The sequence below is a fragment of the Azospirillaceae bacterium genome, from assembly GCA_028283825.1.
Classification (GTDB): domain Bacteria; phylum Pseudomonadota; class Alphaproteobacteria; order Azospirillales; family Azospirillaceae; genus Nitrospirillum.
Genome location: JAPWJW010000003.1, coordinates 1,352,351 through 1,376,100, shown reverse-complemented (window position 1 = coordinate 1,376,100; position 23,750 = coordinate 1,352,351). Strand labels below are relative to the sequence as shown.

Annotated in this window: 26 protein-coding genes; 10 read left to right on the top strand and 16 right to left on the bottom strand. The window is 68.2% G+C overall.

Features of this window, described 5'->3' with window-relative positions:
• Position 1 precedes the first annotated feature (1 nt).
• On the bottom strand, positions 2-1,255 hold the full coding sequence (locus PW843_18250) for a glycosyl hydrolase family 17 protein (protein ID MDE1148532.1): 1,254 nt from the start codon (positions 1,253-1,255) through the stop codon (positions 2-4).
• A 366-nt stretch (positions 1,256-1,621) separates the two neighbouring features.
• On the opposite strand from PW843_18250, the gene PW843_18245 reads away from it, so the two are divergent.
• Both PW843_18245 and PW843_18240 read left to right on the top strand, forming a co-directional pair.
• Positions 1,622-2,041, top strand: a complete 420-nt coding sequence (locus tag PW843_18245; GenBank protein MDE1148531.1) for an HIT domain-containing protein — start codon at positions 1,622-1,624, stop codon at positions 2,039-2,041.
• Positions 2,042-2,086: 45 nt separating this feature from the next.
• Positions 2,087-2,725, top strand: coding sequence for a glutathione S-transferase (locus tag PW843_18240; protein MDE1148530.1), 639 nt, complete (start codon positions 2,087-2,089; stop codon positions 2,723-2,725).
• A gap of 138 nt (positions 2,726-2,863) precedes the next feature.
• Here PW843_18240 and PW843_18235 read toward each other — a convergent pair whose 3' ends face one another.
• On the bottom strand, positions 2,864-3,829 hold the full coding sequence (locus PW843_18235) for an alpha/beta fold hydrolase (protein ID MDE1148529.1): 966 nt from the start codon (positions 3,827-3,829) through the stop codon (positions 2,864-2,866).
• A gap of 41 nt (positions 3,830-3,870) precedes the next feature.
• On the bottom strand, positions 3,871-4,440 hold the full coding sequence (locus PW843_18230; GenBank protein ID MDE1148528.1) for a hypothetical protein: 570 nt from the start codon (positions 4,438-4,440) through the stop codon (positions 3,871-3,873).
• 173 nt (positions 4,441-4,613) lie between these two features.
• On the opposite strand from PW843_18230, the gene phaR reads away from it, so the two are divergent.
• Together phaR and PW843_18220 are read left to right on the top strand one after the other, a co-directional pair.
• Complete coding sequence (gene phaR / locus PW843_18225) at positions 4,614-5,240, top strand: polyhydroxyalkanoate synthesis repressor PhaR (GenBank protein MDE1148527.1); 627 nt, start codon at positions 4,614-4,616, stop codon at positions 5,238-5,240.
• A gap of 289 nt (positions 5,241-5,529) precedes the next feature.
• Positions 5,530-6,543 (top strand): NADP-dependent oxidoreductase, encoded by a 1,014-nt coding sequence (locus PW843_18220; protein MDE1148526.1) that lies wholly within the window; start codon positions 5,530-5,532, stop codon positions 6,541-6,543.
• A 196-nt stretch (positions 6,544-6,739) separates the two neighbouring features.
• Here the strand turns inward: PW843_18220 and PW843_18215 are convergent, their stop codons facing one another.
• The 6 genes from PW843_18215 to gpmI form a co-directional block, all read right to left on the bottom strand.
• On the bottom strand, positions 6,740-7,321 hold the full coding sequence (locus tag PW843_18215) for a DJ-1/PfpI family protein (GenBank protein ID MDE1148525.1): 582 nt from the start codon (positions 7,319-7,321) through the stop codon (positions 6,740-6,742).
• A gap of 107 nt (positions 7,322-7,428) precedes the next feature.
• On the bottom strand, positions 7,429-8,064 hold the full coding sequence (locus PW843_18210; GenBank protein MDE1148524.1) for a hypothetical protein: 636 nt from the start codon (positions 8,062-8,064) through the stop codon (positions 7,429-7,431).
• A gap of 72 nt (positions 8,065-8,136) precedes the next feature.
• Positions 8,137-9,465 carry a divergent polysaccharide deacetylase family protein gene (locus tag PW843_18205; protein MDE1148523.1) on the bottom strand — a complete coding sequence of 443 codons (1,329 nt, stop codon included), beginning with the start codon at positions 9,463-9,465 and terminating at the stop codon, positions 8,137-8,139.
• A gap of 10 nt (positions 9,466-9,475) precedes the next feature.
• Positions 9,476-10,966 carry a S41 family peptidase gene (locus PW843_18200; GenBank protein ID MDE1148522.1) on the bottom strand — a complete coding sequence of 497 codons (1,491 nt, stop codon included), beginning with the start codon at positions 10,964-10,966 and terminating at the stop codon, positions 9,476-9,478.
• A 1-nt stretch (position 10,967) separates the two neighbouring features.
• Positions 10,968-12,248: a peptidoglycan DD-metalloendopeptidase family protein gene (locus PW843_18195; GenBank protein ID MDE1148521.1), complete on the bottom strand. Its 1,281-nt coding sequence runs from the start codon at positions 12,246-12,248 to the stop codon at positions 10,968-10,970.
• Positions 12,245-13,819, bottom strand: coding sequence for a 2,3-bisphosphoglycerate-independent phosphoglycerate mutase (gene gpmI / locus PW843_18190; GenBank protein ID MDE1148520.1), 1,575 nt, complete (start codon positions 13,817-13,819; stop codon positions 12,245-12,247). Before gpmI ends, PW843_18195 begins: the two co-directional genes overlap by 4 nt.
• A 297-nt stretch (positions 13,820-14,116) precedes the next feature.
• Between gpmI and rocD the strand changes: the two genes are divergently transcribed.
• From rocD to PW843_18175, 3 genes are all read left to right on the top strand, one after another.
• Positions 14,117-15,343 (top strand): ornithine--oxo-acid transaminase, encoded by a 1,227-nt coding sequence (gene rocD, locus PW843_18185; protein ID MDE1148519.1) that lies wholly within the window; start codon positions 14,117-14,119, stop codon positions 15,341-15,343.
• Between the two features lie 36 nt (positions 15,344-15,379).
• On the top strand, positions 15,380-16,288 hold the full coding sequence (locus PW843_18180) for an arginine deiminase-related protein (GenBank protein MDE1148518.1): 909 nt from the start codon (positions 15,380-15,382) through the stop codon (positions 16,286-16,288).
• Positions 16,289-16,358: 70 nt separating this feature from the next.
• On the top strand, positions 16,359-16,844 hold the full coding sequence (locus tag PW843_18175) for an Lrp/AsnC family transcriptional regulator (protein MDE1148517.1): 486 nt from the start codon (positions 16,359-16,361) through the stop codon (positions 16,842-16,844).
• Positions 16,845-16,850: 6 nt separating this feature from the next.
• On the opposite strand, the gene PW843_18170 is transcribed toward PW843_18175, so the two are convergent.
• A complete protein-coding gene (locus tag PW843_18170) occupies positions 16,851-17,144 on the bottom strand; it encodes a type II toxin-antitoxin system RelE/ParE family toxin (GenBank protein MDE1148516.1) in 294 nt (97 codons plus the stop codon).
• Positions 17,144-17,353, bottom strand: a complete 210-nt coding sequence (locus PW843_18165; protein ID MDE1148515.1) for an addiction module protein — start codon at positions 17,351-17,353, stop codon at positions 17,144-17,146. Before PW843_18165 ends, PW843_18170 begins: the two co-directional genes overlap by 1 nt.
• 260 nt (positions 17,354-17,613) lie before the next feature.
• Between PW843_18165 and PW843_18160 the strand changes: the two genes are divergently transcribed.
• The 3 genes from PW843_18160 (at position 17,614) to PW843_18150 (ending at position 19,304) form a co-directional block, all read left to right on the top strand.
• Positions 17,614-17,862, top strand: coding sequence for a ribbon-helix-helix protein, CopG family (locus PW843_18160; protein ID MDE1148514.1), 249 nt, complete (start codon positions 17,614-17,616; stop codon positions 17,860-17,862).
• Positions 17,859-18,149 carry a type II toxin-antitoxin system RelE/ParE family toxin gene (locus PW843_18155; protein MDE1148513.1) on the top strand — a complete coding sequence of 97 codons (291 nt, stop codon included), beginning with the start codon at positions 17,859-17,861 and terminating at the stop codon, positions 18,147-18,149. The genes PW843_18160 and PW843_18155 overlap by 4 nt, the downstream gene beginning before the upstream one ends.
• A gap of 123 nt (positions 18,150-18,272) precedes the next feature.
• Complete coding sequence (locus PW843_18150; protein MDE1148512.1) at positions 18,273-19,304, top strand: aldo/keto reductase; 1,032 nt, start codon at positions 18,273-18,275, stop codon at positions 19,302-19,304.
• Here PW843_18150 and PW843_18145 read toward each other — a convergent pair.
• The 5 genes from PW843_18145 to PW843_18125 form a co-directional block, all read right to left on the bottom strand.
• Entirely contained in the window at positions 19,250-20,605 is a 1,356-nt protein-coding gene (locus PW843_18145) for an MgtC/SapB family protein (GenBank protein ID MDE1148511.1), read from the bottom strand. The two genes, PW843_18150 and PW843_18145, sit on opposite strands and share 55 nt — an antisense overlap.
• Before the next feature lie 93 nt (positions 20,606-20,698).
• Positions 20,699-21,157, bottom strand: a complete 459-nt coding sequence (rlmH, locus tag PW843_18140; protein ID MDE1148510.1) for a 23S rRNA (pseudouridine(1915)-N(3))-methyltransferase RlmH — start codon at positions 21,155-21,157, stop codon at positions 20,699-20,701.
• A 33-nt stretch (positions 21,158-21,190) separates the two neighbouring features.
• Positions 21,191-21,580 carry a ribosome silencing factor gene (gene rsfS / locus PW843_18135; GenBank protein MDE1148509.1) on the bottom strand — a complete coding sequence of 130 codons (390 nt, stop codon included), beginning with the start codon at positions 21,578-21,580 and terminating at the stop codon, positions 21,191-21,193.
• Between the two features lie 234 nt (positions 21,581-21,814).
• Positions 21,815-22,447 carry a nicotinate-nucleotide adenylyltransferase gene (locus tag PW843_18130; protein MDE1148508.1) on the bottom strand — a complete coding sequence of 211 codons (633 nt, stop codon included), beginning with the start codon at positions 22,445-22,447 and terminating at the stop codon, positions 21,815-21,817.
• A gap of 17 nt (positions 22,448-22,464) precedes the next feature.
• The gene (locus tag PW843_18125; protein ID MDE1148507.1) at positions 22,465-23,736 is read right to left on the bottom strand and encodes a glutamate-5-semialdehyde dehydrogenase; all 1,272 of its coding nucleotides are present in this window, start codon (positions 23,734-23,736) and stop codon (positions 22,465-22,467) included.
• Between the last annotated feature and the right edge of the window lie 14 nt (positions 23,737-23,750).

The window sequence follows — 23,750 nt, the reverse complement described above, 5'->3', positions numbered from 1 at the left end:
ATTAGTCGCCCAGCGGCTCGCGCACCGGGGTGTAGCGCCGCTTCCAGCGCTGGGTCCACACCACCTCCGTCAGTTCCAGGCCGTCGATCAGCATGACGGCGAACAGGATCAGCTGCGCGAAGATCAGCACCATGAAGGCGGTGAAGGACAGGGTGCCCATGCCCACGGTCAGGGCCTGGGTGCCGGTCCACACCAGCACGGACGCCACCGTCTGGATCAGGAAGCCGTAGAACAGCTGGCCGCGCGGCTTCAGGTCGTTGCGGCTCAGCACGAAGAAGAACATGGGGCAGAAGGCCAGCGCGGTGGCGATGGCGCACAGCACCCGCCACGACGGCACCTCCAGGATGCCGCCGACCATGGGGAATTTCTGGTGGCGATGGGCGTCCCAGATGCCCCAGCTGGTCTCTGCCGTGCCGCCCAGCGACCGCTTCCACGGCTGGTCGAACGCTTCCATGATGTAGAAATCCAGGCGCTGCTGGCCCGCGATGTTCAGGAAGCTGCGGATGTACTTGGCTTCGTTGATCAGGCCGGCCTCGGCGGCACCGCGATAGGCGCCGTCGGACGGCCAGCCGGTCTCGCCGATCAGGATGTGCTTGTTGGGATAGCGTTCCTGCACCTGGCGGTAGGCCGCCATGGCATCGTCCACCGCGCGGTCCACCGACACCTTGTTCCAGTAGGGCAGCAGGTGGATGGTGATGAAGTCGCAGGCCTCGGCCAGTTCCGGGTGGTCGATCCAGACATAGGACGGCTCGGCCGTCGACACCGGCACGTTCACCTGGCGCTTCACCCGCTGGATGTAGTCGATCAGCTGGGTGACGCTGAAGTCGTCGCGGAACAGCACCTCATTGCCGACCATGACGCGCTTCACGTTGGCGTTGGCGCGGGCGACCCGCACCAGGCCCGCCAACTCCACCTCATTGGCGGCCGGGTCCTTGGCCAGCCAGGCGCCCTGGGTGACGGTCAGGTTGGGATAACGTTCCAGGGCGATGGGCGCCACCTGGTCGATGCCGTTCCCCACCTGGTAGGTGCGGATGGACTGCACGTGCGGCGCCACCACGTCCAGGTCGCGGCGGATGTCGTCGGCGGTCGGGGAATCGCCGTTCTGCGGGCTCTGGTCGGCCTGGAAGGGCACGAAGGCCACGCCGGCGATGGTGCCGGCCCACGGGCGTTCGCTGACCGGGCGGTTCACCACCGCCCACGCGCCGATGTTGCCCAGCACCAGAAGAAGCAGGACCGCCCAGGCGGATTTCTGCATCCTCAAAATCTTACGCATTGTGAACGACCCCTGCCCCTGAACGGCGCGACCAGAGATGGAAGGAAATGCCGGAAAGGCGAAACGATAAACTGCGGATAAACCTGGATGTTCCCAGTGGGTGTTTCAGGCGGATGTTCCCGGCCCCCGGAGACATCCACCCGACCTGATGACACGACTATGGGGCAATTTTATGGAACCGCTGGCCCCAAGGCCAGCAAAGTCCATTTCCGCCCCCGCCGGGCAGTAGTACATAGCCATCCCATCGGCGGCGTCCAGGGCTAAAGCGGTCAGACCGCCCGGCTGGCGCCCGCTTCGCTCAAGGCCCGGCGTTGCCTGAGGCAATGCCATAGGACGGATTTTCCGGTGATGACAAGCGATCCTGAATTCCTGCTGCATGAACGGCTGGCCGCGGACACGGTGGCGGTGGGTGATCTGTCCCTCTGCCGCGTGCTGCTGTCCCGGAACGCCTGCTGGCCCTGGCTGATCCTGGTGCCGCGCCGCGCCGGTGCCGTGGAGATCCATCGCCTGACCCCTGGCGACCAGGCCCGGCTGATGGCGGAGATCACCCAGGTTTCCGTCGTGGCGGAAGCGGCGTTCAGCCCGGACAAGCTGAACGTGGCGGCCATCGGCAACATGGTGCCGCAGTTGCATGTCCATATCGTTGCCCGCACCCGGGGCGACGCCGCCTGGCCCGGCCCCATCTGGGGCTCAGGCCACGACCGTGCCTATGCCGCCGGTGAGGCGGAGGCACTGGCTTTGAGACTGGCGGCTGATCTGGATCTGTGAGCCGTTCGTATCGACGCGAATTAACAACAAGCGGAGGGCGCCCCCATGATCATTGTGCATCACCTGAACCATTCCCGGTCCCAGCGCGTGCTGTGGGCGCTGGAGGAACTGGAACTGCCCTACGACGTGGTGCGGTATGAACGCGATCCCGCCACCCAGCTGGCGCCCCCGGCGCTGAAGGGCATCCACCCGCTGGGCAAGTCGCCGGTGGTGGAGGTGGACGGCCTGGTGCTGGCGGAATCGGGCGCCATCATCGATTACCTGGTGCGCTTCCATGGGGCGGGCCGGCTGGCCCCGGCGGCGGACGACCGCGCCGCGCAGGCGCGCTACCTGCACTGGATGCATTATGCCGAAGGCTCGGCCATGCTGCCCCTGCTGCTGAAGCTGTACACCAGCCGCCTGGGTGACGCGGCGGGCCCCCTGCTGCCCCGCATCGGCAGTGAGATGGCCAATCATCTGGGCTACATGGACGGCGAACTGGCCAAGGCCCCCTGGTTCCTGGGCGATGCCTTCAGTGCTGCCGACATCCAGATGAGTTTTCCGGTGGAAGCCGCCCTGTCGGCATCCGAGGCCCGCGCCGCTTTCCCCCACCTGGCCGACTTCCTGTCCCGCATCCAGGCCCGTCCGGCCTACCGCGCGGCGGTGGAAAAGGGCGGGCCCTATCGCTACGACCAGGGAAGTTAAGTCCTGAGCCTACGGCATGAGATGATGCTCATGCCGTAGGCAGGTCGGCGACGGCCGGCCCGGGCCGGTCAGGCCCGTGAGCCAAGCCGGCGAATGCCGGCGCCCGGCGATTGAGGGACGGCGCTTGAACGGGGCCGTTCAAACGCCGTGCGCGTTACTCACCAGCCAGTCGGCCAGCGGCGCCCACACCTCGGTGGGGGCGCCGGCGCTGACCACCATGCCGATGTGGCCCAGGCGGGGTTCCAGCATGTCGGCGCCGGGGATGGCCTGGGCCAGGGCGCGGGCGGCACCCGGCGGCACGATGCGGTCGCGGGCCGGGATGATGGCCAGGGTGGGCAGGGTCAGCGTGGCCGGGTCGATGACCTGGTCGCCGATGCGCCAGGACCCTGCCGCCGGGTCGTTGCGGCCGTACCAGCCGCCCAGGCATTCGCGCGCCACGCCGGCCGCCAGTGGCACGCCGTCGTTCAGCCAGTCCTCCAGTGCCACGAAGTCCTGCGCCTCCTGGCCTTCCGGAACCAGGCCGGCATAGCGGCTGAACTTGCGCAGGGCCAGCAGGGGATCCAGGCCGGCGAACAGGAACTGGATCATGTCCACCGGCATTTCCCCCAGCCAGGTCAGCGCCGGTTCCATCAGCGGCAGCAGGGATGCCGCACGCAAGGCCGCCGCCTGGTCGTCGGCGTGGAAATCCCAGGGTGCCGCCAGCAGCACCAGGGATGAGACCTGGTCAGGCCGCAGGACGGCCGCCGCCGCCGCCAGGGTGCCGCCCATGCAATAGCCGATCAGGGACGGCCGCCGGTCGGGCGCCAGGGCGCGCACGGCGTCGATGGCGCGTGACAGGCGGCCATCGACATAGTCGGTCAGGTCGAACCCGCGCTCCTCCGCCCCTGGCGATCCCCAATCCAGCAGATAGGGGCGGAAACCGCCGACGGATTGGCCCTGGCCCGCCAGCCAGCGCACCAGGCTTTTGCGCGCCGACAGGTCCAGCACATAACCCCGGTTGACCAGCGAGGGCACGAACAGCAGCACGGGGCCGGTGGCGTCCGGGTGGCCATACGCCAGCAGGCGGGACCCGCCCTCCGTCCACACGGCCGATGGGTCATCCACGTCGCGGCGCACGGGGCTGTGGCGGTATCGTTCCAGCCCGGTCAGGAAGGTGTCGAGTCGGCGCCGGGTTTCCCGGTCAATCGCCTGGGCCAGGGCATCAGGGTCGGCGCCGGCGAGGTCGGCCTGCAGTTGGCTCCGCCTTGGTTCCAGCTCTTTGCGCCAGATCGGCGAGCTTGCCGTTCAAGAAGGGCAATCCGTTCCGCGAATTCAGCAAGACGGCCATCGCCGCCGTCAGATGCGTCGCCAGCGGGCGTGGCCCCTGTCGTGGCCGCGGTGGCGGCGGTGGTGGTGTGTGTGCCGGCATGGGACCCCCATGGGAAAGAGGAGGGGGAGAGGAAGGGCGCCCCCGCCATCCAGGCGCCGGCCCCGCCCGGGGCGCCGTTCTGGGCGGTGGTGAAGGGGTTTCCGGGCGGCCAGGCGGCCTGGCCCAGGGTGCGCACCAGGCGTGCGAAGGTGCTGGTCATGTCCGGGTCGGCGGCCACCGCGGCCCACTGGTCCTGCCACAGATCCATGTAGCGCCGGGCCAGCGCGTCCAGGCTGGGCGGCTCACCCGCGGCGCCGTCGGCCGGGTGGTCTGAAGGGGGCGGGGGCGGGGATGGCTTGCGCGGCATGGGGCGACTTTACACGGGGTCGGCCGCCGCCGCAAAGCGGGCCGGCCGCGCTGGCGGAAGGTCATACGCGCATTGGTTCCTGGCAGGATGCTTGCACGTGCCGCACCGCATGGATTAGCTATGTGCAGTGCACCCGTCATGCGGGTGTTAAACATCGCCGGGAAACGCCGCCTATGGTCGACAAAGAAGACACCAAGCCCGCGCCGATCACGATCAAGAAGTACGCCAATCGGCGTCTCTACAACACCGCCACCAGTTCGTACGTGACCCTGGACCATCTGTGCCAGATGGTGAAGGACGGGGTCGATTTCGTCGTCTACGACGCGAAGTCGGGTGACGACATCACGCGGTCGGTGCTGACGCAGATCATCGTCGAAGAGGAATCCAAGGGCGGGCAGAACCTGCTGCCCATCGGTTTCCTGCGCCAGTTGATCAGCCTGTACGGCGACAACATGCAGTGGATGGTGCCGAAGTACCTGGAATACAGCATGCAGTCGTTCACCCGTAATCACGAGAAGATGCGGGACTATTTCCAGAACACCCTGGGCGGCATGTTCCCCTTCGGCTCGTTCGAGGAAGTGGGCAAGCAGAACGTGGCCATGTTCGAACGGGCCATGCGCATGTTCTCCCCCCTGGCCGGTGCCGAGGGGGGCAAGTCTGAAGGCACGTCCGAGACGCCCCGGCCCAAGACGGCGTCCGGCGGCGGCGAGGGCAAGTTCGACGAGCTGCAGAAGCGGCTGGACGAACTGCAGCAGCAGCTGGTGTCGCTGACCACGCTGACGACCCGCAAGCCGGAATGATCCGGCCCTGACGGGCTGATCCATTTTGCCAGTATCGAAAAAGACCCGGCCACGTCCTGTCGCGGCCGGGTTTTTTTGCGCGCGCGTGGCGCCCTCCCATGCGGTGGCCGGTGATGGAAAGACAGCCCAGAATTGAGGCCGGCCGCGACAGGGGGTTGCGCCAACGGCATTTCACGGGCGCCTTGACCCTGGGCTAAGGTTTGCGCCCCGGACAACAAGGCCGGGCAACAGACCGATAATGGGCCGCCCGGTAGGGGGCGCGCCCTTCCCTGAAGGAATGAGGAAAGACATGCCGCTGAACCGCAGGATTGTTCTGGCCTCGCGCCCCGAGGGGCTCCCGACAGAACAGAACTTCGGGGTGGAGCAAGCCTCCATCCCCGTCGCGGGTCCCGGCCAGATGCTGCTGAAGACACGGTGGCTGTCGCTTGACCCCTACATGCGCGCCCGCATGAGTGCCGCCAAGTCCTACACCCCGCCCATCGAGGTCGGCGGCCTGATGGTCGGCGGCACCATCGCCGAGGTGATCGAGTCCAACGTCCCCGGTTTCCAGCGGGGCGAATTGGTGCTGTCCAACTCCGGCTGGCAGGAATACGCCGTCGCCGGCGCCAAGTCCGTGCACAAGCTGGAGGTCGAGGACGGCCTGCCCGTGACCGCGGCCCTGGGCGTGCTGGGCATGCCGGGCCTGACCGCCTATGTCGGCCTCTACGACATAGGCCAGCCCAAGGCGGGTGAGACGGTGGTGGTGTCGGCCGCGGCCGGTGCCGTCGGTTCCGTCGTCGGCCAACTGGCCAAGCGCAAGGGTGCCCGCGCCGTCGGCATCGCCGGCGGGGCGGAGAAGTGCGCCTATGTGGTGGATGAACTGGGCTTCGACGCCTGTGTCGACTACAAGGCCGCCGACTTCAAGGACGCGCTGGCCGCCGCCTGCCCCAACGGCGTCGATGTCTATTTCGACAATGTCGGCGGCCGGGTGACCGACGCCGTGTTCGACCTGCTGAACACCTTCGCCCGCGTGCCCCTGTGCGGCCGTATCGGCAGCATCAATGACGCCACGCCGCCGGCCGGTCCCGACCGGGCGCCGGCGCTGCTGACGGCCATGCTGACCCGCCGCCTGCACGTCCAGGGCTTCATCGTCTCCGACCACTGGCACCGCAACGACGCCTTCCTGGAAGAGGTTGGCGCCCTGGTGAAGGACGGCACGCTGCGCTATCGCGAGGACGTGACCGAGGGGCTGGAGAACGCGGTCTCCGCCTTCCTGGGCATGCTGCAGGGCAAGAACCTGGGCAAGGCGCTGGTGAAGATTTAAGGCGTCCCTCAGGCGCCGGGCGCGGGCATCCGCCCGCTGGGCTTGTCCTCGCTTTCCAGTCCGCTTCGCTCCCCGGAAAGCTCCGGCGGACGCGGTCGCGTCCTACAACGGCATGAGTGTCGGCTCATGCCGTTGGTCTGGAGTGCGAAGAACGAAACGCCCCGTTCCGGCAATCCGGGACAGGGCGTTTTGTCTTTCAGATACGGATTTCGGCGCCCAGCACCTTAAGCAGATGCGCCAGCCAGGCGGGGTGGGCGGGCCAGGCAGGGGCGGTCACCAGCTTGCCGTCGGTGATGGCGCCGTCGATGGCGATGTCGGCGTATTCAGCGCCCGCCAGTTCCACCTCCGGCCGGCAGGCCGGGTAGGCGGAGACCTTGCGGCCCTTGAGCACGCCGGCGGCGGCCAGCAGTTGCGGGCCGTGGCAGACGGCGGCGATGGGCCGGTCCAGGCTGTCGAAGGCCCGCACCAGGTCCAGCACGCGGGCGTTCAGGCGCAGATGCTCCGGCGCGCGGCCGCCGGGGATGACCAGGGCCACGTAATCCTCCGCCCGCACCGTGTCGAAATCAGCGGTGACGGCGAAGTCGTGGCCGCGCTTCTCGGTATAGGTCTGGTGGCCTTCGAAATCATGGATGGCGGTGGCGATCTTGTCGCCGGCCTTCTTGCCGGGCGACACGGCGTCCACCTGGTAACCCACCATGGCCAGGGCCTGGAACGGCACCATGGTCTCGTAGTCCTCGGCGAAATCGCCGACGATCATCAGGATGCGCTTGGGGGCCATTCTTTCCTCCATCGTGATCGGTTGGGGCTTGGCCAGGATGCCCATGGCGGACGACCGCGCCTATGGGCCTTAAGGGGAAGGAAGGGCCCCCTGCGCCGCCCGAAAGATCAATGGACCTTGCCGTCTTCCATAATGCGGACCGCCGTGAGGGGGGAGGGCAGGCCCGTGGTCGAGCAATCAAGTGGCGACCTGCTCCAATCCACCGGTGTTTCCGGCCAAGCGCCGGCCAGCGCGGATATCTCTCCTGACCGAGCACGCAGCCACAGGTCGTCCAAGAAAAGGGATTGACCGTCCGTCATCCGCAGGGTGACGGACTCCACTCGCGCTCCATACTTGCGACGGACGCAATAAGGAACGATCTGGGTCACGTCCGACAGGCGGTAGGTCTTGGGGACGGTGAAAAAGCCATTCCGGACCGTCAAACCCTGGCCGGTCAGGCAGGTGTAGACGCTCAGCAGATACAGGTGTCCGATGGCGGCGGCGGTCATGAGGGCCAGCACGCTCCGCACCGCATTGGGATTAAAGAACGGCTCGCTTCCGCGCCAGCGGGCTGCCACGGGGCCCTCGATCAGGAGGGCGCTGGCCATGGCCAGACCCAGTTCAATCGCTACCAAGCCGCCGCCCGCGTTCTTGGTGGCGCTGCCGCAGAATAGGGCGTGGCCATCGGCGATACGGGGCTGCAGCCACCGGCCAAAGGCGTGCAACAGGATGAACAGGACGGTGATGAGGAACAGGTAGGCCAAGCCTTCCACTGTCCTGGCCCAACTGCCGGCGGTGGATGGCGCGGCGCCCGTGGACCCATCCGCCGCCATGGTTCAGCGATCCGCCTGCCGGTTCACCACCGCCGTGACCGGTGCCAGGACGATGCCGCGGTCGCGCAGGCCCACGGCCCAGTGGGCGATGCCCTCCAGGGTCACGGGATAGGGCTGGGCGAAGCCGACCGCCACGCCGTTGGCCTTGGCCAGGCGTTCCAGTTCCGCCAACTGGGCCGCCACGCCGGCCTCCGTCTCCGCCCGGTCCACCTGTACGTCGGACAGGGCGCGCGGCAGGTTCAGCTGGGTGGCGAGGCGGGTGGCCTGGCTGGTCTGCACCTGCCAGCTGTCGACATAGATCAGGCCACGGCGCTGCACCTGGCGCAGCACGGCCTGCAGGTTGTCGTGCGCGGTCAGGAACTTGGTGCCGGTCAGGCTGGTCAGGCCGACATAACCCGTGGCCGACGCCATGGCGGTTTCCAGTCGCGCCACGTTCTGGTCGTCGCTGAGGCTGGTCAGCAGGGTGCCGGGGCCGGGATCGTTCTGGGGAAAGCCCTGCGGTTCCATGGGCACCTGCAACAGCACCTCGTGCCCGTCCTCCCGCGACTGATCGATGGATTTCTGCAGGTTGGGCGCGCCGGCGGCGAACGCCAGGGTGACGGCTGCCGGCATGCGGGCCAGCACCTTTTCCAGCACGCTGGGCGACCAGCCCAGATCCGCCATCACCAGGGCGATGCGCGGCCGCTTGTCGTCCTGGGGGAAGGGGCGGCTATAGGCCTGCCACGGGGCGGGGCCCTTGGCCGGGATGCGGGGCAGGAAGCCCGCCGGGGTCTTTTCCAGCAGGCCGTCATTGCGGCTGGGCGCCAGCTTGACCTGGATGTCCATGGGGTCGGCGCCTTCATGCGCCGCCGCCGCCTCGGCCGCCGGGGCGGGGTTGGCCAAGGGGCCGCCGGCTGGCGCGTCGGTTTGCCCGTCCGCCGCCGGGGCACCCGTCGCCACACGCGGCCCGCCCTGGGGCAGGGTCACGGTTATGTCCGCCAGGGTCGTGGCCCGGCGACGCGCCGCCGCCGTCGCATTGGCGCTGGCGGCCAGCCAGGCGACGGTGCCGGCCACGGCCAGCACCACCAGGGCCACCGCCAGAGCGAACAGGTTCAAGCGGCGGCGCGGCCGTGCGTCATCGTCGTTGCGGGCGGACGCTGGCGGCCGGCCAGGGCGCTTGGGCACCCCCAGCCGCGCCGCCAGCACGTTGGCCGAGCTGTCGTCGTCCGCACCGGCCAGCAGCGACTGGAAGTCGTTGCCGCCGGCCTTCTTGTTCGGGACCGTTGTTGTGGCCGCCTTGGACTTGCCCCATCGCGGGACAAGTGTGCGCAGGCGGCTGAAAAAGGCAGCCACGGAGTCCCCGTCAGTTGGTGGCCTTGGATTGCTGCAGCAAGGACAGGCCACGCAGCAGGTCCAGGGCCCGCGTCAGCTGGTAGTCCTGCGGCGTGGCATCGCTGCTGGCCGCCGGCGGCACGGGCGTGCCGCCGTTGGTGTCCGTGCCCTTGGCGTTGGACTTCAGGTCCTGCGTCTTGGCGTCGGTCTTGGCCTTGTCCGCCGCCTTGGGATCGGCGGCCTTGTCCTTACCCTGGTCCTTGGAGCCGTCCGGCGCCTTGTTGTCGGAGGTCTTGTCCTTGGCGTCGGGGGCGGCCTTGTCGTCCGGCTTGGCCGGCTGCTTGGCGCCCGGGTCGGTGTTGCGCAGGGCGTGCGGCAGGTCGGCCTCGCGGCGGCGGATCAGGCCGGCGGGGGCGTTCACCTCCTCCACCTTCGCCTGCTGCACCTCGATGTCCGGGGTGATGCCCAGCTGCTGGATGGACCGGCCGGACGGCGTGTAGTAGCGCGCCGTGGTCAGCTTCATGGCGTTGCCGCCGGGCATGGGCATGATGGTCTGGACCGAACCCTTGCCGAAGCTCTGCGTGCCCATGAGGATGGCGCGCTTGTGGTCCTGCAGGGCACCGGCCACGATTTCAGAGGCGGACGCCGAACCGTTGTTGATCAGCACCACCAGCGGCAGGCCGTGGATGGCGTCGCCCGGCTTGGCGTTGTAGCGTTCCCCCTGGTCCGGCCGGCGGCCGCGGGTGGACACGATCTCCCCCTTCTCCAGGAAAGTGTCGCTGACCGAGATGGCCTGGTCCAGCAGGCCGCCCGGGTTGTTGCGCAGATCCAGGACATAGCCCACGACCTTGTCGCCCAGTTCCTTCTGGATGCTGGCCAGCGCCTTGTCCAGGCCGGCCTGCGTCTGCTCGGTGAAGCCGGACAGGCGGATGTAGCCGACGTTGCCCTCGACGCGCCACCGTACCGACTGCACCTTGATGACGGCGCGGGTCAGGGTCAGGGTGATGGGCTGTGGCACGTTGTTGCGGTGGATGGTCACCTTGATATCGGTGCCCGGCGCGCCGCGCATCTTGTCCACCGCCTCGTTCAGGCCCAGGCCGACGATGGCCTCGTCGTTCAGGTGGGTGATGTAGTCGCCGGGCTGCACGCCGGCGCGGGAGGCCGGCGTGTCGTCGATGGGCGAGATCACCTTGACCACGCCGTTCTCTTCCGTGACCTCCAGGCCCAGGCCGCCGAATTCGCCCTTGGTCTGGACCTGCATGTCCTCGAAATTCTTCTTGTTGAGGAAGTTCGAGTGCGGGTCCAGCGAGGTCAGCATGCCGTTGATGGCGGCTTCGATCAGCTGGTCGTCGGGCACTTCCTCGACATAGTCGGACTTCACCCGCTCAAAGGCTTCGGTGAACAGCTCCAGCTGCTTGTAGGTCTCGGCCTTGATGGGCGGCTTGGCGTCTAGCGGCCGGGACAGGGGGCTTGCCAGGTAGACCAGGGCCACGACGGCCACGGAGGTCAGCAGTTTTTTCATCTCACCCTTGTCCTTTACCCTCTGATCCCGCGAAGCCGCGCAGGGGATTGATCGGCTGACCGCCCCGGCGCAATTCGAAATACAATGTGGGGGTTCCGTCGCTGGCCATGGCACCCATGGGCTCGCCGGTCAACACACGTTGTCCCACCCGCGTATCGATCCGACCCAATCCCGCGATCAGGCTATGATACCCGTTGGGGTGCTCGACGATCAAGATTAGCCCATAACCCTTGAAGGGACCGGCGAAAACCACCGATCCCTCGTACGGCGCCACCACCGGTGACCCGGCGCGGGCGCTGATGCGCACCCCCCGGCTGGTGGCGCCCACGGCGTCCTGCTCGCCATAACGCTGCGCCACGGGCCCCGCCACCGGCAGGGTCATGCCGCCCATGGCGACCGCACTTCCCTGTTCCTTGGGCGCGCGGCCCATGGCGGCCAGCCGGTCGCGGGCCTGTTTCTGCCGCGCGTCCTCGGCCGCCACGCGCTTCTGCTCGGCGGCCGCGCGCGCCTTTTCGGCGGCGGCCTTGCGTTCGGCCTCCAGCCGGTCCAGCAGGTCGCGCAGGTCGCCGGCCTGGGCGGTCAGCACCTGCATGTGGCCTTCCACGTCCTGGCGCTCGGCGTCGTTGGCGTCAGACAGGGTCTGGCGGCGCGACACCAGGTCGCGGAGCTCGCCTTCGCGCTTTTCCAGGTCCTTCTTGGCGGTCAGCGCCTGGGCGCGCTTGTCGGCCAGCTTCTGACGCAGGCTGGCCAAGTCGCGCAACTGGGCCGCCAGCGCGTCGGCCCGTTGCTTCAACTGGGGGATGGCGCTGCGCAGCAACAGGGCGCTTTTCACCATCTCGTCCGGCGCTTCCGGCCGGGCCACCATGGCCTCTGGCGGCAGGCGGGACAGGCGCTGCAACGCGCCCAGCAGGTCGGCCAGGGCGTTGCGGTCGGCGTCGATGCGGGCCAACTGGTCCTTCTCGTCCACCGCCAGGCCTGCCAGCGACTGCTCGATGGTCCGCAGGGCGTCGTCCTGCCGGCGCTGATCCTCCGCCACCGTCACCGACTTGGCGCGCAGGTCGGCCAGTTCGCGGTCCAGCGCCTGGTCCTTGGCGTCCAACTCGGCCTTGTGCGCCTGGTCGGCCTTCAGGTCGCGCTGCACCTTGTCCAGCTGGCGCTGCGGGTCCGGACCGGAGGTGGGTGCCGATACCGTGGGCGGGGCATGGTCGGCCAGCGCCATGCCCGGCACCAGCAGGGCCGGGACCAGAAGCAACAACAGCGACGGGGTGACGCGTGGGTTCACTCGGCCGCCGCGCGCGCCGCGTCACGGACCAGCAGGGAATGGCCGGTCATCTCTTCCGGCTGCGCCAGGCCCATCAGTTCCAGCAGGGTGGGGGCCACGTCCGCCAGCTTGCCCTTCTCCAGCCGCACGACATCGGCCGGGGCGTTCACCAGAATGGCGGGCACCAGGTCCAGGGTATGGGCGGTGTGGGGGCCGCCCGTCTCCGGATCCTTCATCAGCTCGCAATTGCCGTGGTCGGCGGTGATCAGCAGGGTGCCGCCCTGGCGCTTCACCGCCGCTTCCAGCCGGCCGATGCTGCGGTCCACCGCCTCCACCGCCTTGATGGCGGCGGCCAGGATGCCGGAATGACCCACCATGTCGGGGTTGGCGAAGTTCACCACCACCAGGTCGAATTTGCCCGTGTCGATGGCGGCCGTCAGCTTGTCCGTCAGCTCATCGGCCGACATCTCCGGCTGCAGGTCGTAGGTCGCCACCTTGGGTGAGGGCACCAGGATGCGCTCCTCCCCCTCGTAGACCTTCTCCTCGCCGCCGTTGAAGAAGAAGGTGACGTGCGGGTACTTCTCCGTCTCCGCGATGCGCAGCTGCTTCAGGCCTTGCTGCGACACGATCTCGCCCAGGGTGTGGCGGATTTCCTTGGGCGGGAAGATGGCCGGCAGGAACTTCGCCAGGGCCGATGAATATTCCACCATGCCCAACTGGGCGGCGAATTTCACCGGTGCGCCACGATCAAAACCGTCGAACGCCGGGTCGACCAGGGCCGCCAGGATTTCCCGCGCGCGGTCGGCGCGGAAGTTGGCCATCAGGATGCCGTCGCCGTCCTTCATGCCGGCATAGTCGCCGATGACGGTGGGCAGCACGAATTCGTCATGCTTGCCGGTCTCATAGCTGGCCTTGACGGCGGCTTCGGCGCTGGCGGCCTTCTCGCCCGTTGCCGACACCAGCGCGCGGTAGGCCTTCTCCACCCGGTCCCAGCGCTTGTCGCGGTCCATGGCGTAATAGCGGCCGTCCACCGTGGCGATCCGGGCGCCGGGGGCGTCCTTCAGCCCGGCCTCGATATGGGCCAGCTGTTCCAACGCACTTTGCGGCGGCACGTCGCGGCCGTCGGTGAAGGCGTGGAAGGCCACCGGGATGCCGGCCTTGGCCAGGGTCACGGCCAGCGCCACCATGTGGTCCTGATGGCTGTGCACGCCGCCGGGGGAGGCCAGGCCCAGGATGTGGGCGGTGCCGCCCGACTTCTTCAGGGCGGCCTTGAACGCGGTCAGCGCTTCATTGGTTTCGAACTCGCCCTGGGTGATGGCGCGGTCGATCATGGGCAGGTCCTGGAACACGACGCGGCCGGCGCCCAGGTTCATGTGCCCGACCTCGGAATTGCCCATCTGGCCGGCGGGCAGGCCCACGTCCTCTTCGCTGGCCGACAGCAGGCCGCGCGGGCTGTCCTGCCACAGGCGGTCGAAGTTGGGGGTATTGCCCTGCGCCACCGCGTTGTCCGCCACTTCTTCCCGATAGCCCCAGCCGTCCAGGATGCACAGCACCACGGGGCGGGGGGGATTGGTCTTGTCGGTGGCGGCCATGGCTTTCGTTCCCTGATCCTGGGTTAGGCGGTGCGAACCACTTGAAAATCGGGGCTTACGCGGCCGATGGCAAGCGTCGCATCCGAATTTCCCGTCTGCCCAAGCGTTATAGGGCGGCAATGGTTCAGTCGTCCCGACCGTTCTTCATGTCCTGCCTGCAACGCATGGGGACAGAAACGGTATGCCGTGACCGCCTGGCGCCCCCGGTTCTGTCGCCGCACCTTTCATCTTCGGCCGTTTCGGCTGTGGTCCCCGTGCCACCATCAAGGCAACGGGACAGGGTGGCGGAGGCGGGTCATGGATCAACGGATAAGCGGCAGTGGCGACAACACGGCCATCGCGTTGGAAGACCGCTGGTGCGCCCACACCTACAAGCCGCTGCCGGTGGTGATCACCCGCGCCCAGGGCGCCTGGGTCGAAGACGATGCCGGCCGCCGCTACCTCGACATGATGAGCGCCTATTCCGCCATGAATGTCGGGCACGGCCATCCCCGCATCCTAAAGGCGCTGACCGAGCAGGCGGCCAAGGTGGCCGTCGTCTCCCGCGCCTTCCATACCGACAAGCTGGGGCCCTTCCTGGAGCGCCTGTGTGCGCTGACCGGCCTGGACGGCGCCTGCCCCATGAACAGCGGGGCGGAGGCGGTGGAGACGGCGGTGAAGGCCGCGCGCCGCTGGGGCTATCGCCACCGGGGCATCCCGGCGAACCAGGCGGAGATCATCGTGGCCGCCGGCAACTTCCACGGCCGCACCACCACCATCATCAGCTTCTCCTCCGAAGCCGCCTACCGCGATGGCTTCGGTCCCTACACCCCCGGCTTCCGCATCGTGCCTTTCGGTGACCTGGATGCGCTGACGGCGGCCATCGGCCCCAACACGGCCGCCGTGCTGCTGGAACCCATCCAGGGCGAGGCCGGCATCGTCCTGCCGCCCGATGGCTATCTCCAGGGCGTGCGGGCGGCGTGCGACCGCGCCGGCATCCTGCTGATCCTGGATGAAATCCAGTCCGGCCTGGGCCGCACCGGCCGCTGGTTCGCCCACCAGCATGAGGGCATCCGGCCCGACGGCCTGTGCCTGGGCAAGGCGCTGGGCGGCGGCGTGCTGCCCGTGTCCGCCTTTGTCGCCCGGCGGGACGTCATCGATGTGTTCGATCCCGGCAGCCATGGCAGCACCTTCGGCGGCAACCCGCTGGCCGCCGCCGTCGGGTTGGAAGCGCTGGCGGTGATCGAGGATGAAGGCCTGGTCCAGCGCAGCGCCGAACTGGGCGCGCACCTGATGGACCGGCTGGCCGCCCTGCGCAGCCCCCTGATCCAGGACATCCGGGGCCGGGGCCTGTGGGTGGGGCTGGAGATCGATCCCGAACGCGCCACCGCCCGCCAGGTGGTGGAGGACTGGATGCGCCGGGGCGTGCTGTCGAAAGAGACCCACGACACGGTGGTGCGCCTGGCGCCGCCTTTGATGATCGCGCTGGAGGATCTGGACTGGGCGGTGGATCGCCTGGCCGAGACCTTGGCGGCGCTGTCCTGAACCGAACCTCACAATAACACTCTGGGGAATCCATCCATGCCCGATACCAGCCTGACCGCCGGCACCGCTGTCGCAGCCGACACGCCCACCGGCGGCCGCATCCTGATGTGTGCGCCTGATCATTTCGAGGTCAGCTACGCCATCAATCCCTGGATGCGGCCCGACCGCTGGAAGGATGAGGGGGCGGTGCTGGGCGCCCGGTCATCCAGCGGCTGGCAACGGCTGGTCGATACCCTAAGGGGCTTGGACGTGGAACTGGAATTCACCGCGCCCCAGCCCGGTTTGCCGGACATGGTGTTCACCGCCAATGCCGCCGTGGTGCTGGACGGCAAGGCGCTGGTCGCCACCTTCCGTCACCCCCAGCGCCAGGGGGAAACGCCGGTGTTCCGCGCCACCTTCGACGCGCTGAAGGACCGCGGCTTGCTGGCCGAGGTGCACGACATGCCGGCCGGCGTGGTGCTGGAGGGGGCGGGCGACTGCGTCTGGGACCCCGTGCGCCACACCTTCTGGCTGGGCTATGGCCAACGGTCGGACCAAGCGGCGGCCCAGGTGGTGCGCGACCTGTTCGGCCGGCCGGTGGAGGCATTGCAACTGGTGGACCCGCGCTTCTACCACATGGACACCTGCCTCTGCCCCCTGACGGGGGGCGAGGTGCTGTATTTCCCGGCCGCGTTCTCGGCCGAGGGCAACGCCCGCATCCGCGACGTGTTCGGGGCGGAGAACCTGATCGTCGCGCCCGAGCCGGACGCCTGCACCCTGGCGGTCAACGCGGTGAATGTGGGGCGCGACATCGTGCTGGCCACCGCCAGCCCTGCACTGCGTGGCATGCTGACGGACCGCGGTTATCGCGTGCATGAAACGCCGGTCAGCGATTTCGGCCTGTCCGGCGGCTCCGCCTTCTGCCTGATCCTGAAGCTGGACCGCAGGTCCGGTTCGGTCACCTGACGCAAACCGGTTGGGGACGGGAGGGGCGGCACGCTAAGCTGATCGCCCTTCCGCCTTTCCGGATCCCGCCTTGAAGCCCCGCAAGCTCGACGCCATCGACATCAAGATCCTGACGGAGCTTCAGGCGGATGGTCGCATCACCAACCAGGCCCTGTCTGAGCGGGTGGGCCTGTCGGCGCGCCCCTGCCTGGAACGGGTGCGCCGGTTGGAACGTGAGGGCGTCATCGTCCGCTACCAGGCGCAGGTGGACGTGCGGCGGGTGCAGTCCTGCGTCTTCGTCCTGGCGCAAATCTCCCTGGAAAAGCAGGGCCGCCAGCGGACCAGCGCCTTCGAACGCCGCTTGCGCGAGGTGCCGGAGGTGATCGAGTGCTTTGAGGTCAGCGGCCCCTACGATTACATCGCTAAGCTGGTCTGCCGTGACCTTGAGGGCTATCAGGCCCTGACCGACAGCTGGATCGACGATCCCGAGATGGGCGTGGCCCGCGTGGTCAGCAACGTCGTCCTGCGCCCCATCCGCGACTTCGGCACCTATCCGGTGTTTGAAGAGGAGGAGTGACGCGTTTCAGCCGCGCCGTTGCCAATGCCGGGGATCGCGGCGGTTATGCAGGCAGGCGAGGATGTGAACCTCCATATCCACGATGCGGAGAACCACGAAATAGGGAAACCGGTCCAGCAGTGCCCGACGGGCGCTTTTGCGAATAACCGGGAACTGGCGCGGGGCGGCCGCAACGCGTCCCGGCAGAGTTGTCAGTTCACCGGCGAATTGGGCCGCGATCCCAGGCGCCTCAAGCTCGTACCATTCCAGCACACTGGCGATATCGTCTTGCGCCTGCGGTGTGATGATGACCGTGAACATCAGCCGTAGCGCTGGCGCAGCTTGGCGATCAACTCTTCCGCTGGAATGCCGTGCTTGACGTCTTCGTCAGCCGTGGCCTGCCGCCGGTCGATCTCCGCCTCTTGCGTCTCCGTCAGGGAGATGTCCTGATGGTCCAGGCTTTCCCACAACTCGTCGATCAAGGTCAGGCGTTCCTCGGCGGTCAGGTGTTCGAAGGGCAATATCGGCATCGCTTGGGTCCCTTGGGGAAAGGGCGATTACGTCCTGTCCCAAAGATGGCACCAGCCCTTATCCTTGTCTGGGACAGGGGGGAATGCCGTGGGGGGATCGGGATGGGGCGCAATGGGATGCGAAGTGGCTGCATCGCGCCCGGTGTTTCATGATCGCGACGGCTGGCCAGACCGGAAGCGTCCCTTGACCGATGGGCATACCCTACCCATGATTACAACGTAATCACTTATAACCGCATCACCTCAGAGGGGCGACGCAGATGGCCAGTCAGAACTTCTCCGTCCGGACCGAACCCGCTCTCCTGGCGGAACTGGACAAGCTGGCCGCAGCGCAGAACCGGTCCCGCAATTTCGTCGTGAACGAGGCGCTTGAGCGCTATCTGGCGGAGGAGCGTCAGTGGGTCGCCCAGGTGCAGGCCGCGTTGGCGGAGGCGGACGCCGGCGATTTTGTTCCCGATGATGAAATGGATGCCTTCTTCCAGTCGCTGGAGGCGGGCGTCGGCGAATGAAGGTGCGTTGGACGCGGCGGGCCCGGCGGAATACCGCGGATATCCACGCCTATCTCAAACAGTTCAATCCGCAGGCCGCCGCTAAGGTCGTTTCGATATTGCGTGTCCAGGCACAGGGGTTGGCGATCCATCCGCACAAAGGCCGTGTCGGCTTGGTGGAGAGCACACGGGAATTGGTCGTCGCCAATTTGAATTTCATCATCGTTTACCGCGTGACATCGGCGTCGGTCGATGTCCTGACGATACGCCACGCCGCCCGTGAATGGCCGGCCGATTTCACCGAATAGCACCATCCCGCGACATGAAAAGGCTTTCCCCCGCAACCCCGTCTGGGGTCAACTGCGGGCGCGGCGGGTGGTCCCAGGCAGGGGGCCGCCGATGCCCAGCCATATGAACCGTGAGGAAAAACCATGGAATATCGGCAACTTGGACGGTCGGGCCTGAAGGTTCCCGTTCTCAGCTTCGGCACCGGCACCTTCGGTGGCAGCAATGAATTCTTCCAGCGCTGGGGCGCCACCGACGTGGCCGAGGCCTCGCGCCTGGTCGATCTGTGCCTGGAGTCGGGCGTCAATTTCTTCGATACCGCCGACGTCTATTCCCAGGGCGTGTCGGAGGAGATCCTGGGCCAGGCGCTGAAGGGCCGCCGGGACAAGGCCCTGATTTCCACCAAGGCCACCTTCCCCATGGGCGAGGGGCCGAATGAGGTGGGGTCGTCCCGCTATCACCTGGTGCGCGCCTGCGAGGCCAGCCTGAAGCGCCTGGGCACCGACCACATCGACCTCTACTTCATGCACGGCTTCGACGCCCTGACGCCGGTGGACGAGACGCTGCGGGCGCTGGACGATTTGATCACCGCTGGCAAGATCGGCTACATCGGCGCCTCCAACTTCTCCGGCTGGCACCTGATGAAGGCGCTGGCGACATCGGAGAAATACGGCCTGGCCCGCTATGTCGCCTATCAGGGTTATTATTCCCTGGTCGGTCGCGATTATGAGTGGGAGCTGATGCCGCTGGGCATCGACCAGGGCGTGGGCCTGATGGTGTGGAGCCCGCTCGGCTGGGGGCGCCTGACCGGCAAGATCCGGCGCGGCCAGCCGGCCCAGAGCGGCCGTATCGCATCCGGCGGCGATGTCGGCGGCCCGGCGGTGGAGGAGGAATACCTCTACACCGTGGTCGACGCCCTGGACGCCGTGGCGGCGGAGGTGGGCAAGACCGTGCCGCAGGTGGCGCTGAACTGGCTGCTGACCCGGCCGACGGTGTCCAACATCGTCGTCGGTGCCCGCAATGAGGAACAGTTGAAGCAGAACCTGGGGGCCCTGGGCTGGACGCTGACGGCGGAGCAGGTCGCCCGCCTGGACCAGGCCAGCCGCAAGCCGCCGGCCTATCCCTACTGGCACCAGACCGGCTTCGACAGCCGCAATCCCAAGCCCACCACCTGGTGAGGGAATGGCGCCCCCCGGCGAAAGGGGGGCGCCGTCACCATGGCATCGCCAAGGCGCCCGCCCCTAGGGCCAGGAGGCTGAAGCCGCCGGTCAACAGGCCCAGGCGGGCGCCACCTACCCAGCCGGCCAGGATGGCCTTGGTCATGGTGTTGACCGACGTCACGATCAGCACGCCCTCGGCGGCGACTTCCAGCGCCAGGGCCATGGCCGCCCAGATGGGCCATGGACAGGGTGACGGCGTCCACGTCGGCCACGCCGGAAAGTGCCGCCATGACCAGCACGCCGGCCGCGCCTACCGTCTGGCTCAGCAGTTGGCTGGCCAGCGCCACGGCGGCGATGAAGGCCGCCAGCTTCAGCGCCATGCCCACTTCCAGCGGGTTGGTGATGTCCAGGCGCGGGGCGTGGTGCCGGCGGTTGCCCACCAACAGCACGCCGGCCCCCAGCACCTGGCCCAAGGCGGCGCAGGCCAGTGCCGGGGCCAGCGGGCGCAGCAACGCCGGGTTCAGCACCAGGGCCAATACGCCCACCCGTGCCATCATCACGGCACCGGCCAGCAGGATGCCGGCGCCCAGTAGGCGGGAGGATTCCGGATGGGCACGCCCCAGCCGCGCCAGGGTCAAGGTGGTGGCGGTGGATGAGGCGACGCCCCCCGCCAGTGCCGCCATCAGCACCCCCAGGCGGTCGCCCAGCGCGCGCACGGCGACATAGCCGCCGAAGGAAATGGCGGCAATCATCACCGCCAGCAACCAGATGGCATGGGGGTTCAGCGCCCCCCAAGGATCCACCGGCCGGTCGGGCAGCAAGGGCAGCAGCAGGAAGGACATGGCCAGCAGGGTCAGCATGGCCCGCACCTCCGGCCAGCTTAACGCCGCGACCCACCGATGCAGGGGATCGCGCAGCGCCAACAGCCCGGTCATGGCCACGGCGGCGGCGATGGCGGCGCGCATATCGCCCAGGACGGCCAGGCCCCCCAGCAGGAAGGTGACCAGGCCCGCCACCACTGAGGTGACGCCGAGGTCGCGCTCTGGATTGGGATCCGCATCGGCCCTGGGCTCTCCCCAGTGGAACAGGGTGAAGGCGGCGGCATAGCCCAGAAACACCAAGCCCAGGATGTAAGGCTGCTGTGGCCCGGTCAGCGCGCCGGCGACGCCCCCCAGAAGGCCGGACAGGGCGAAGGTGCGCAGGCCAACCGCCCGTTGGTATTCCTGGCCGTTGCGGCTGTGCCAGCCGCGTTCCAGGCCCACCAGCAGGCCGATGGCAAGGGAAACGGCGAGACGGCTCAGCAGGGGGACGGTGTCCATGGGGCGCGGCGCTTTGATCGGGGAACCGGGCCCCAATCGAGCGCAATCGTTCGCCGACCGCATTGATGCAGCGCAAGTGCCGCGCGTCGGGCCCTACACCCGGTGATACGGATGCCCCGCCAGGATTTGCTGGGCGCGGTACAGCTGTTCGGCCAGCATGCCGCGCACCATCATATGGGGCCAAGTCATGGGGCCAAAGGCGATCAACAGGTTGGCCCGGCGGCGCACCTCTTCCGCCAGGCCGTCGGCGCCGCCGATGATGAAGGCCAGATCCGCGACACCGCCGTCACGCCAGGTGCCGACCTGGCGGGCGAAAGCCTCGCTGGGCAGGGCCTTGCCGCGTTCGTCCAGCGCCACCAGGGTGGCGCCGGCGGGAATGGCCTCCAGCAGCAGTTGGGCTTCCAGCCGCTTCAGCTCATCCCCCTCCACCCGCTTGCGGCACTCGACCTCACGCAGGGTGAAGGGCCAGGTGATGCGGCCCTTGTATTCCTCGAACAGATCGCGGGCGGGGCCCGGCCGGCTGCGGCCCACGGCCACGAGGCTAACGCGCATGGGGCCGGTCCCGCCGCCGTTCCGGGATCGGGATCAGACAGCCAGGAAGTCGCTGGCCGGCGCGCCGAAGCCGGCGAAGTCCGGCGGCAGTTCCACGCCCCACATCTTTTCCAGATTGTAGAAGGCGCGGACCTCGGGCCGGAACAGGTGGATCAGCACGTCACCGGCGTCGATCAGCACCCAGTCGCACTGTGGCGTGCCTTCGGCGTCCAGGCCGATCAGGCCCACTTCCTTCAGCTTGGACAGCAGGTGCCCGGCCATGGCGTCGACCTGGCGGGCGGAGCGGCCGGAGGTGATGACGATGTAATCGGCCAGGCTGGACTTGCCCTTGAGGTCGAGCACCACGGTGCCTTCGGCCTTGTCGTCCTCGACACTGGCGACGATCAGGTCACGCAGTTGCTCGGGGAAATCGGCGGAGGCCATGTCCGGAAGCGGCTGGGGCGCCGTCCGCCCTGCGGCCGGCGTCGGGAAATGGGCGATGGTGGAAATGATCGTTACCTCTAAGCAAAAAAGGGCGCCCGGGCCGGAAGTCCGGCCCGCACCCTGATGATAGTCCGATGGCGCCCCTGGGCAAGGCGCGCGAGGGCGTCCTGCCGACAGGGCTGGTCCGACGGTTTGTCCGCCCCGGAAGGATAGGCCAAACCGGCCAAGCCCACCCTAGCGGCCGCCCCACCACCCCCGGCGCCGTATCTCGGTGGCGGAGGCGGGATGAAGCGGCCCATCCAGGAAGGTCCAGGCCGGCGCCGGCCGTGCCGGCAGCCCGCCCGCATCCCGGGGAGGAACCCGGCACCGGGAATACCGCCGTGCCGCCTGGCCGACAAGCGCCTTTAAGGAATAGGGGCGGCGCGGAAACACGACAACCGGGACGCGACCCATGATTTGGGTCCATCCCCGCCAGCGCGGAATCTGCAGCAGATTGTCCGCCCCCATGATCCAGACGAACTGGGTGCGGGGATAGCGGCGGCGCAAGGCCGCCAGTGTATCGACGGTGTAGCGCGTGCCCAACTGCGTCTCAAGGTCGGTGACCAGGATGCGGGGGTCGCGGGCCACGGCGCGGGCGGCGTCCAGGCGGGCGTCCAGCGTCGCCATGCCACGGGCCTGCTTCAGCGGGTTCTGCGGGCTGACCAGCCACCACACCTGGTCCAGGTTCAGGCGACGCAGGATCCATTGGCTGACATGGCGGTGGCCGTCATGGGCGGGGTTGAACGATCCGCCCAGGATGCCGACGCGGCGTCCGGCCCAACTGGCACCGGTCAACGGTCGCGGCCTGATCCAATAACGATGGGACATGGGGCGGGTCTTGGGCGTCAGGGCCGGGTCTGGCCGGCGCCGCGCACGACGTATTTGTAGCTGGTCAGCTGTTCGGCACCCACGGGGCCGCGCGCGTGCAGCTTGCCGGTGGAAATGCCGATCTCCGCCCCGAAGCCGAATTCGCCACCGTCGGCGAACTGGGTGGAGGCGTTCCACAGCACGATGCCGCTGTCCACCCGGCTCAGGAAACGCTCCGCCGCCGCCGCATCCTCCGTCAGGATGCTGTCGGTGTGGTGGCTGCCGTGGCGCTCGATATGGGATATGGCCTCATCCACGCCGTCCACGGTCTTCACCGACAGGATGGCGTCCAGATATTCGGTGTCCCAGTCGGCATCGTCGGCGGGCAGAACGCGGGCATCGAGGGCCTGCACCGTCTCATCTCCCCGCACCTCGCAGCCAGCGGCGATCAGGTCGTCGATCAGGCCGGGCAGGTGGCTGGCGGCCACGTCGCGGTGAACCAGCAGGGTTTCCATGGCGCCGCAGACGCCGGTGCGCCGCATCTTGGCGTTCAGGGCCACGGCCCTGGTCATGGCCGCATCGGCCGCCTTGTCGATATAGATGTGGCAGATGCCGTCCAGGTGCTTGATCACCGGCACGCGCGATTCCGCCGCCACCCGCGCCGTCAGCGACTTGCCGCCGCGCGGGATGATGACGTCGACATGATCCGTCATGGTCAGCAGGATGCCCACCGCCGCGCGGTCGGGCGTGGGCACCAGTTGCACGGCATCGGCCGGCAGGCCGACCGCCACCAGGCCACGCCGTATGGCGGCCACGATGGCTGTCGAGGAATGCAGGCTCTCCGACCCGCCGCGCAGGATGGCGGCGTTGCCGGACTTCACGCATAGGCCGCCGGCATCCGCCGTCACGTTGGGCCGGCTTTCATAGATGATGCCGATGACGCCCAGGGGGACGCGCACCCGCTGGATGCGCAGGCCGTTGGGGCGTGTCCAGTCGGCCAGAACGGCGCCCAAGGGGTCGGGCAGGTCGGCGACATCTTCCAGCCCCTTGGCGATGCCTTCCAGCCGGCCGGCATCCAGGCGCAGGCGATCCAGCAGGGCGGGCGTCAGGCCCTTGGCCTCGGCAGCGGCCATGTCGCGGGCGTTGGCGTCCAGCACCAGGGCGGCGTCGGCGTGCAGGGCGGATGCGGCGGCGCGCAGTCCGGCGACGCGCTGCTCCGGCGTGGTCAGGGCCAGCTGGGCCGAGGCGGCGCGCGCGCGCGTCCCCAGATCCTGCATCAACGCCGTGAGGTCCACCGTCTGCCCATCCATGATCGAACGCCTCA

What these genes read in the sequence shown, in the direction of transcription:
- PW843_18250 (MDE1148532.1), bottom strand. Translation starts at nt 1,255, where the DNA reads ATGCAGAAATCCGCCTGGGCGGTCCTGCTTCTTCTGGTGCTGGGCAAC.
- PW843_18245 (MDE1148531.1), top strand. Translation starts at nt 1,622, where the DNA reads ATGACAAGCGATCCTGAATTCCTGCTGCATGAACGGCTGGCCGCGGAC.
- PW843_18240 (MDE1148530.1), top strand. Translation starts at nt 2,087, where the DNA reads ATGATCATTGTGCATCACCTGAACCATTCCCGGTCCCAGCGCGTGCTG.
- PW843_18230 (MDE1148528.1), bottom strand. Translation starts at nt 4,440, where the DNA reads ATGCCGCGCAAGCCATCCCCGCCCCCGCCCCCTTCAGACCACCCGGCC.
- phaR (MDE1148527.1), top strand. Translation starts at nt 4,614, where the DNA reads ATGGTCGACAAAGAAGACACCAAGCCCGCGCCGATCACGATCAAGAAG.
- PW843_18220 (MDE1148526.1), top strand. Translation starts at nt 5,530, where the DNA reads ATGCCGCTGAACCGCAGGATTGTTCTGGCCTCGCGCCCCGAGGGGCTC.
- PW843_18215 (MDE1148525.1), bottom strand. Translation starts at nt 7,321, where the DNA reads ATGGCCCCCAAGCGCATCCTGATGATCGTCGGCGATTTCGCCGAGGAC.
- PW843_18200 (MDE1148522.1), bottom strand. Translation starts at nt 10,966, where the DNA reads ATGAAAAAACTGCTGACCTCCGTGGCCGTCGTGGCCCTGGTCTACCTG.
- gpmI (MDE1148520.1), bottom strand. Translation starts at nt 13,819, where the DNA reads ATGGCCGCCACCGACAAGACCAATCCCCCCCGCCCCGTGGTGCTGTGC.
- rocD (MDE1148519.1), top strand. Translation starts at nt 14,117, where the DNA reads ATGGATCAACGGATAAGCGGCAGTGGCGACAACACGGCCATCGCGTTG.
- PW843_18180 (MDE1148518.1), top strand. Translation starts at nt 15,380, where the DNA reads ATGCCCGATACCAGCCTGACCGCCGGCACCGCTGTCGCAGCCGACACG.
- PW843_18170 (MDE1148516.1), bottom strand. Translation starts at nt 17,144, where the DNA reads ATGTTCACGGTCATCATCACACCGCAGGCGCAAGACGATATCGCCAGT.
- PW843_18165 (MDE1148515.1), bottom strand. Translation starts at nt 17,353, where the DNA reads ATGCCGATATTGCCCTTCGAACACCTGACCGCCGAGGAACGCCTGACC.
- PW843_18160 (MDE1148514.1), top strand. Translation starts at nt 17,614, where the DNA reads ATGGCCAGTCAGAACTTCTCCGTCCGGACCGAACCCGCTCTCCTGGCG.
- PW843_18155 (MDE1148513.1), top strand. Translation starts at nt 17,859, where the DNA reads ATGAAGGTGCGTTGGACGCGGCGGGCCCGGCGGAATACCGCGGATATC.
- PW843_18150 (MDE1148512.1), top strand. Translation starts at nt 18,273, where the DNA reads ATGGAATATCGGCAACTTGGACGGTCGGGCCTGAAGGTTCCCGTTCTC.
- PW843_18145 (MDE1148511.1), bottom strand. Translation starts at nt 20,605, where the DNA reads ATGGACACCGTCCCCCTGCTGAGCCGTCTCGCCGTTTCCCTTGCCATC.
- rlmH (MDE1148510.1), bottom strand. Translation starts at nt 21,157, where the DNA reads ATGCGCGTTAGCCTCGTGGCCGTGGGCCGCAGCCGGCCGGGCCCCGCC.
- rsfS (MDE1148509.1), bottom strand. Translation starts at nt 21,580, where the DNA reads ATGGCCTCCGCCGATTTCCCCGAGCAACTGCGTGACCTGATCGTCGCC.
- PW843_18130 (MDE1148508.1), bottom strand. Translation starts at nt 22,447, where the DNA reads ATGTCCCATCGTTATTGGATCAGGCCGCGACCGTTGACCGGTGCCAGT.
- PW843_18125 (MDE1148507.1), bottom strand. Translation starts at nt 23,736, where the DNA reads ATGGATGGGCAGACGGTGGACCTCACGGCGTTGATGCAGGATCTGGGG.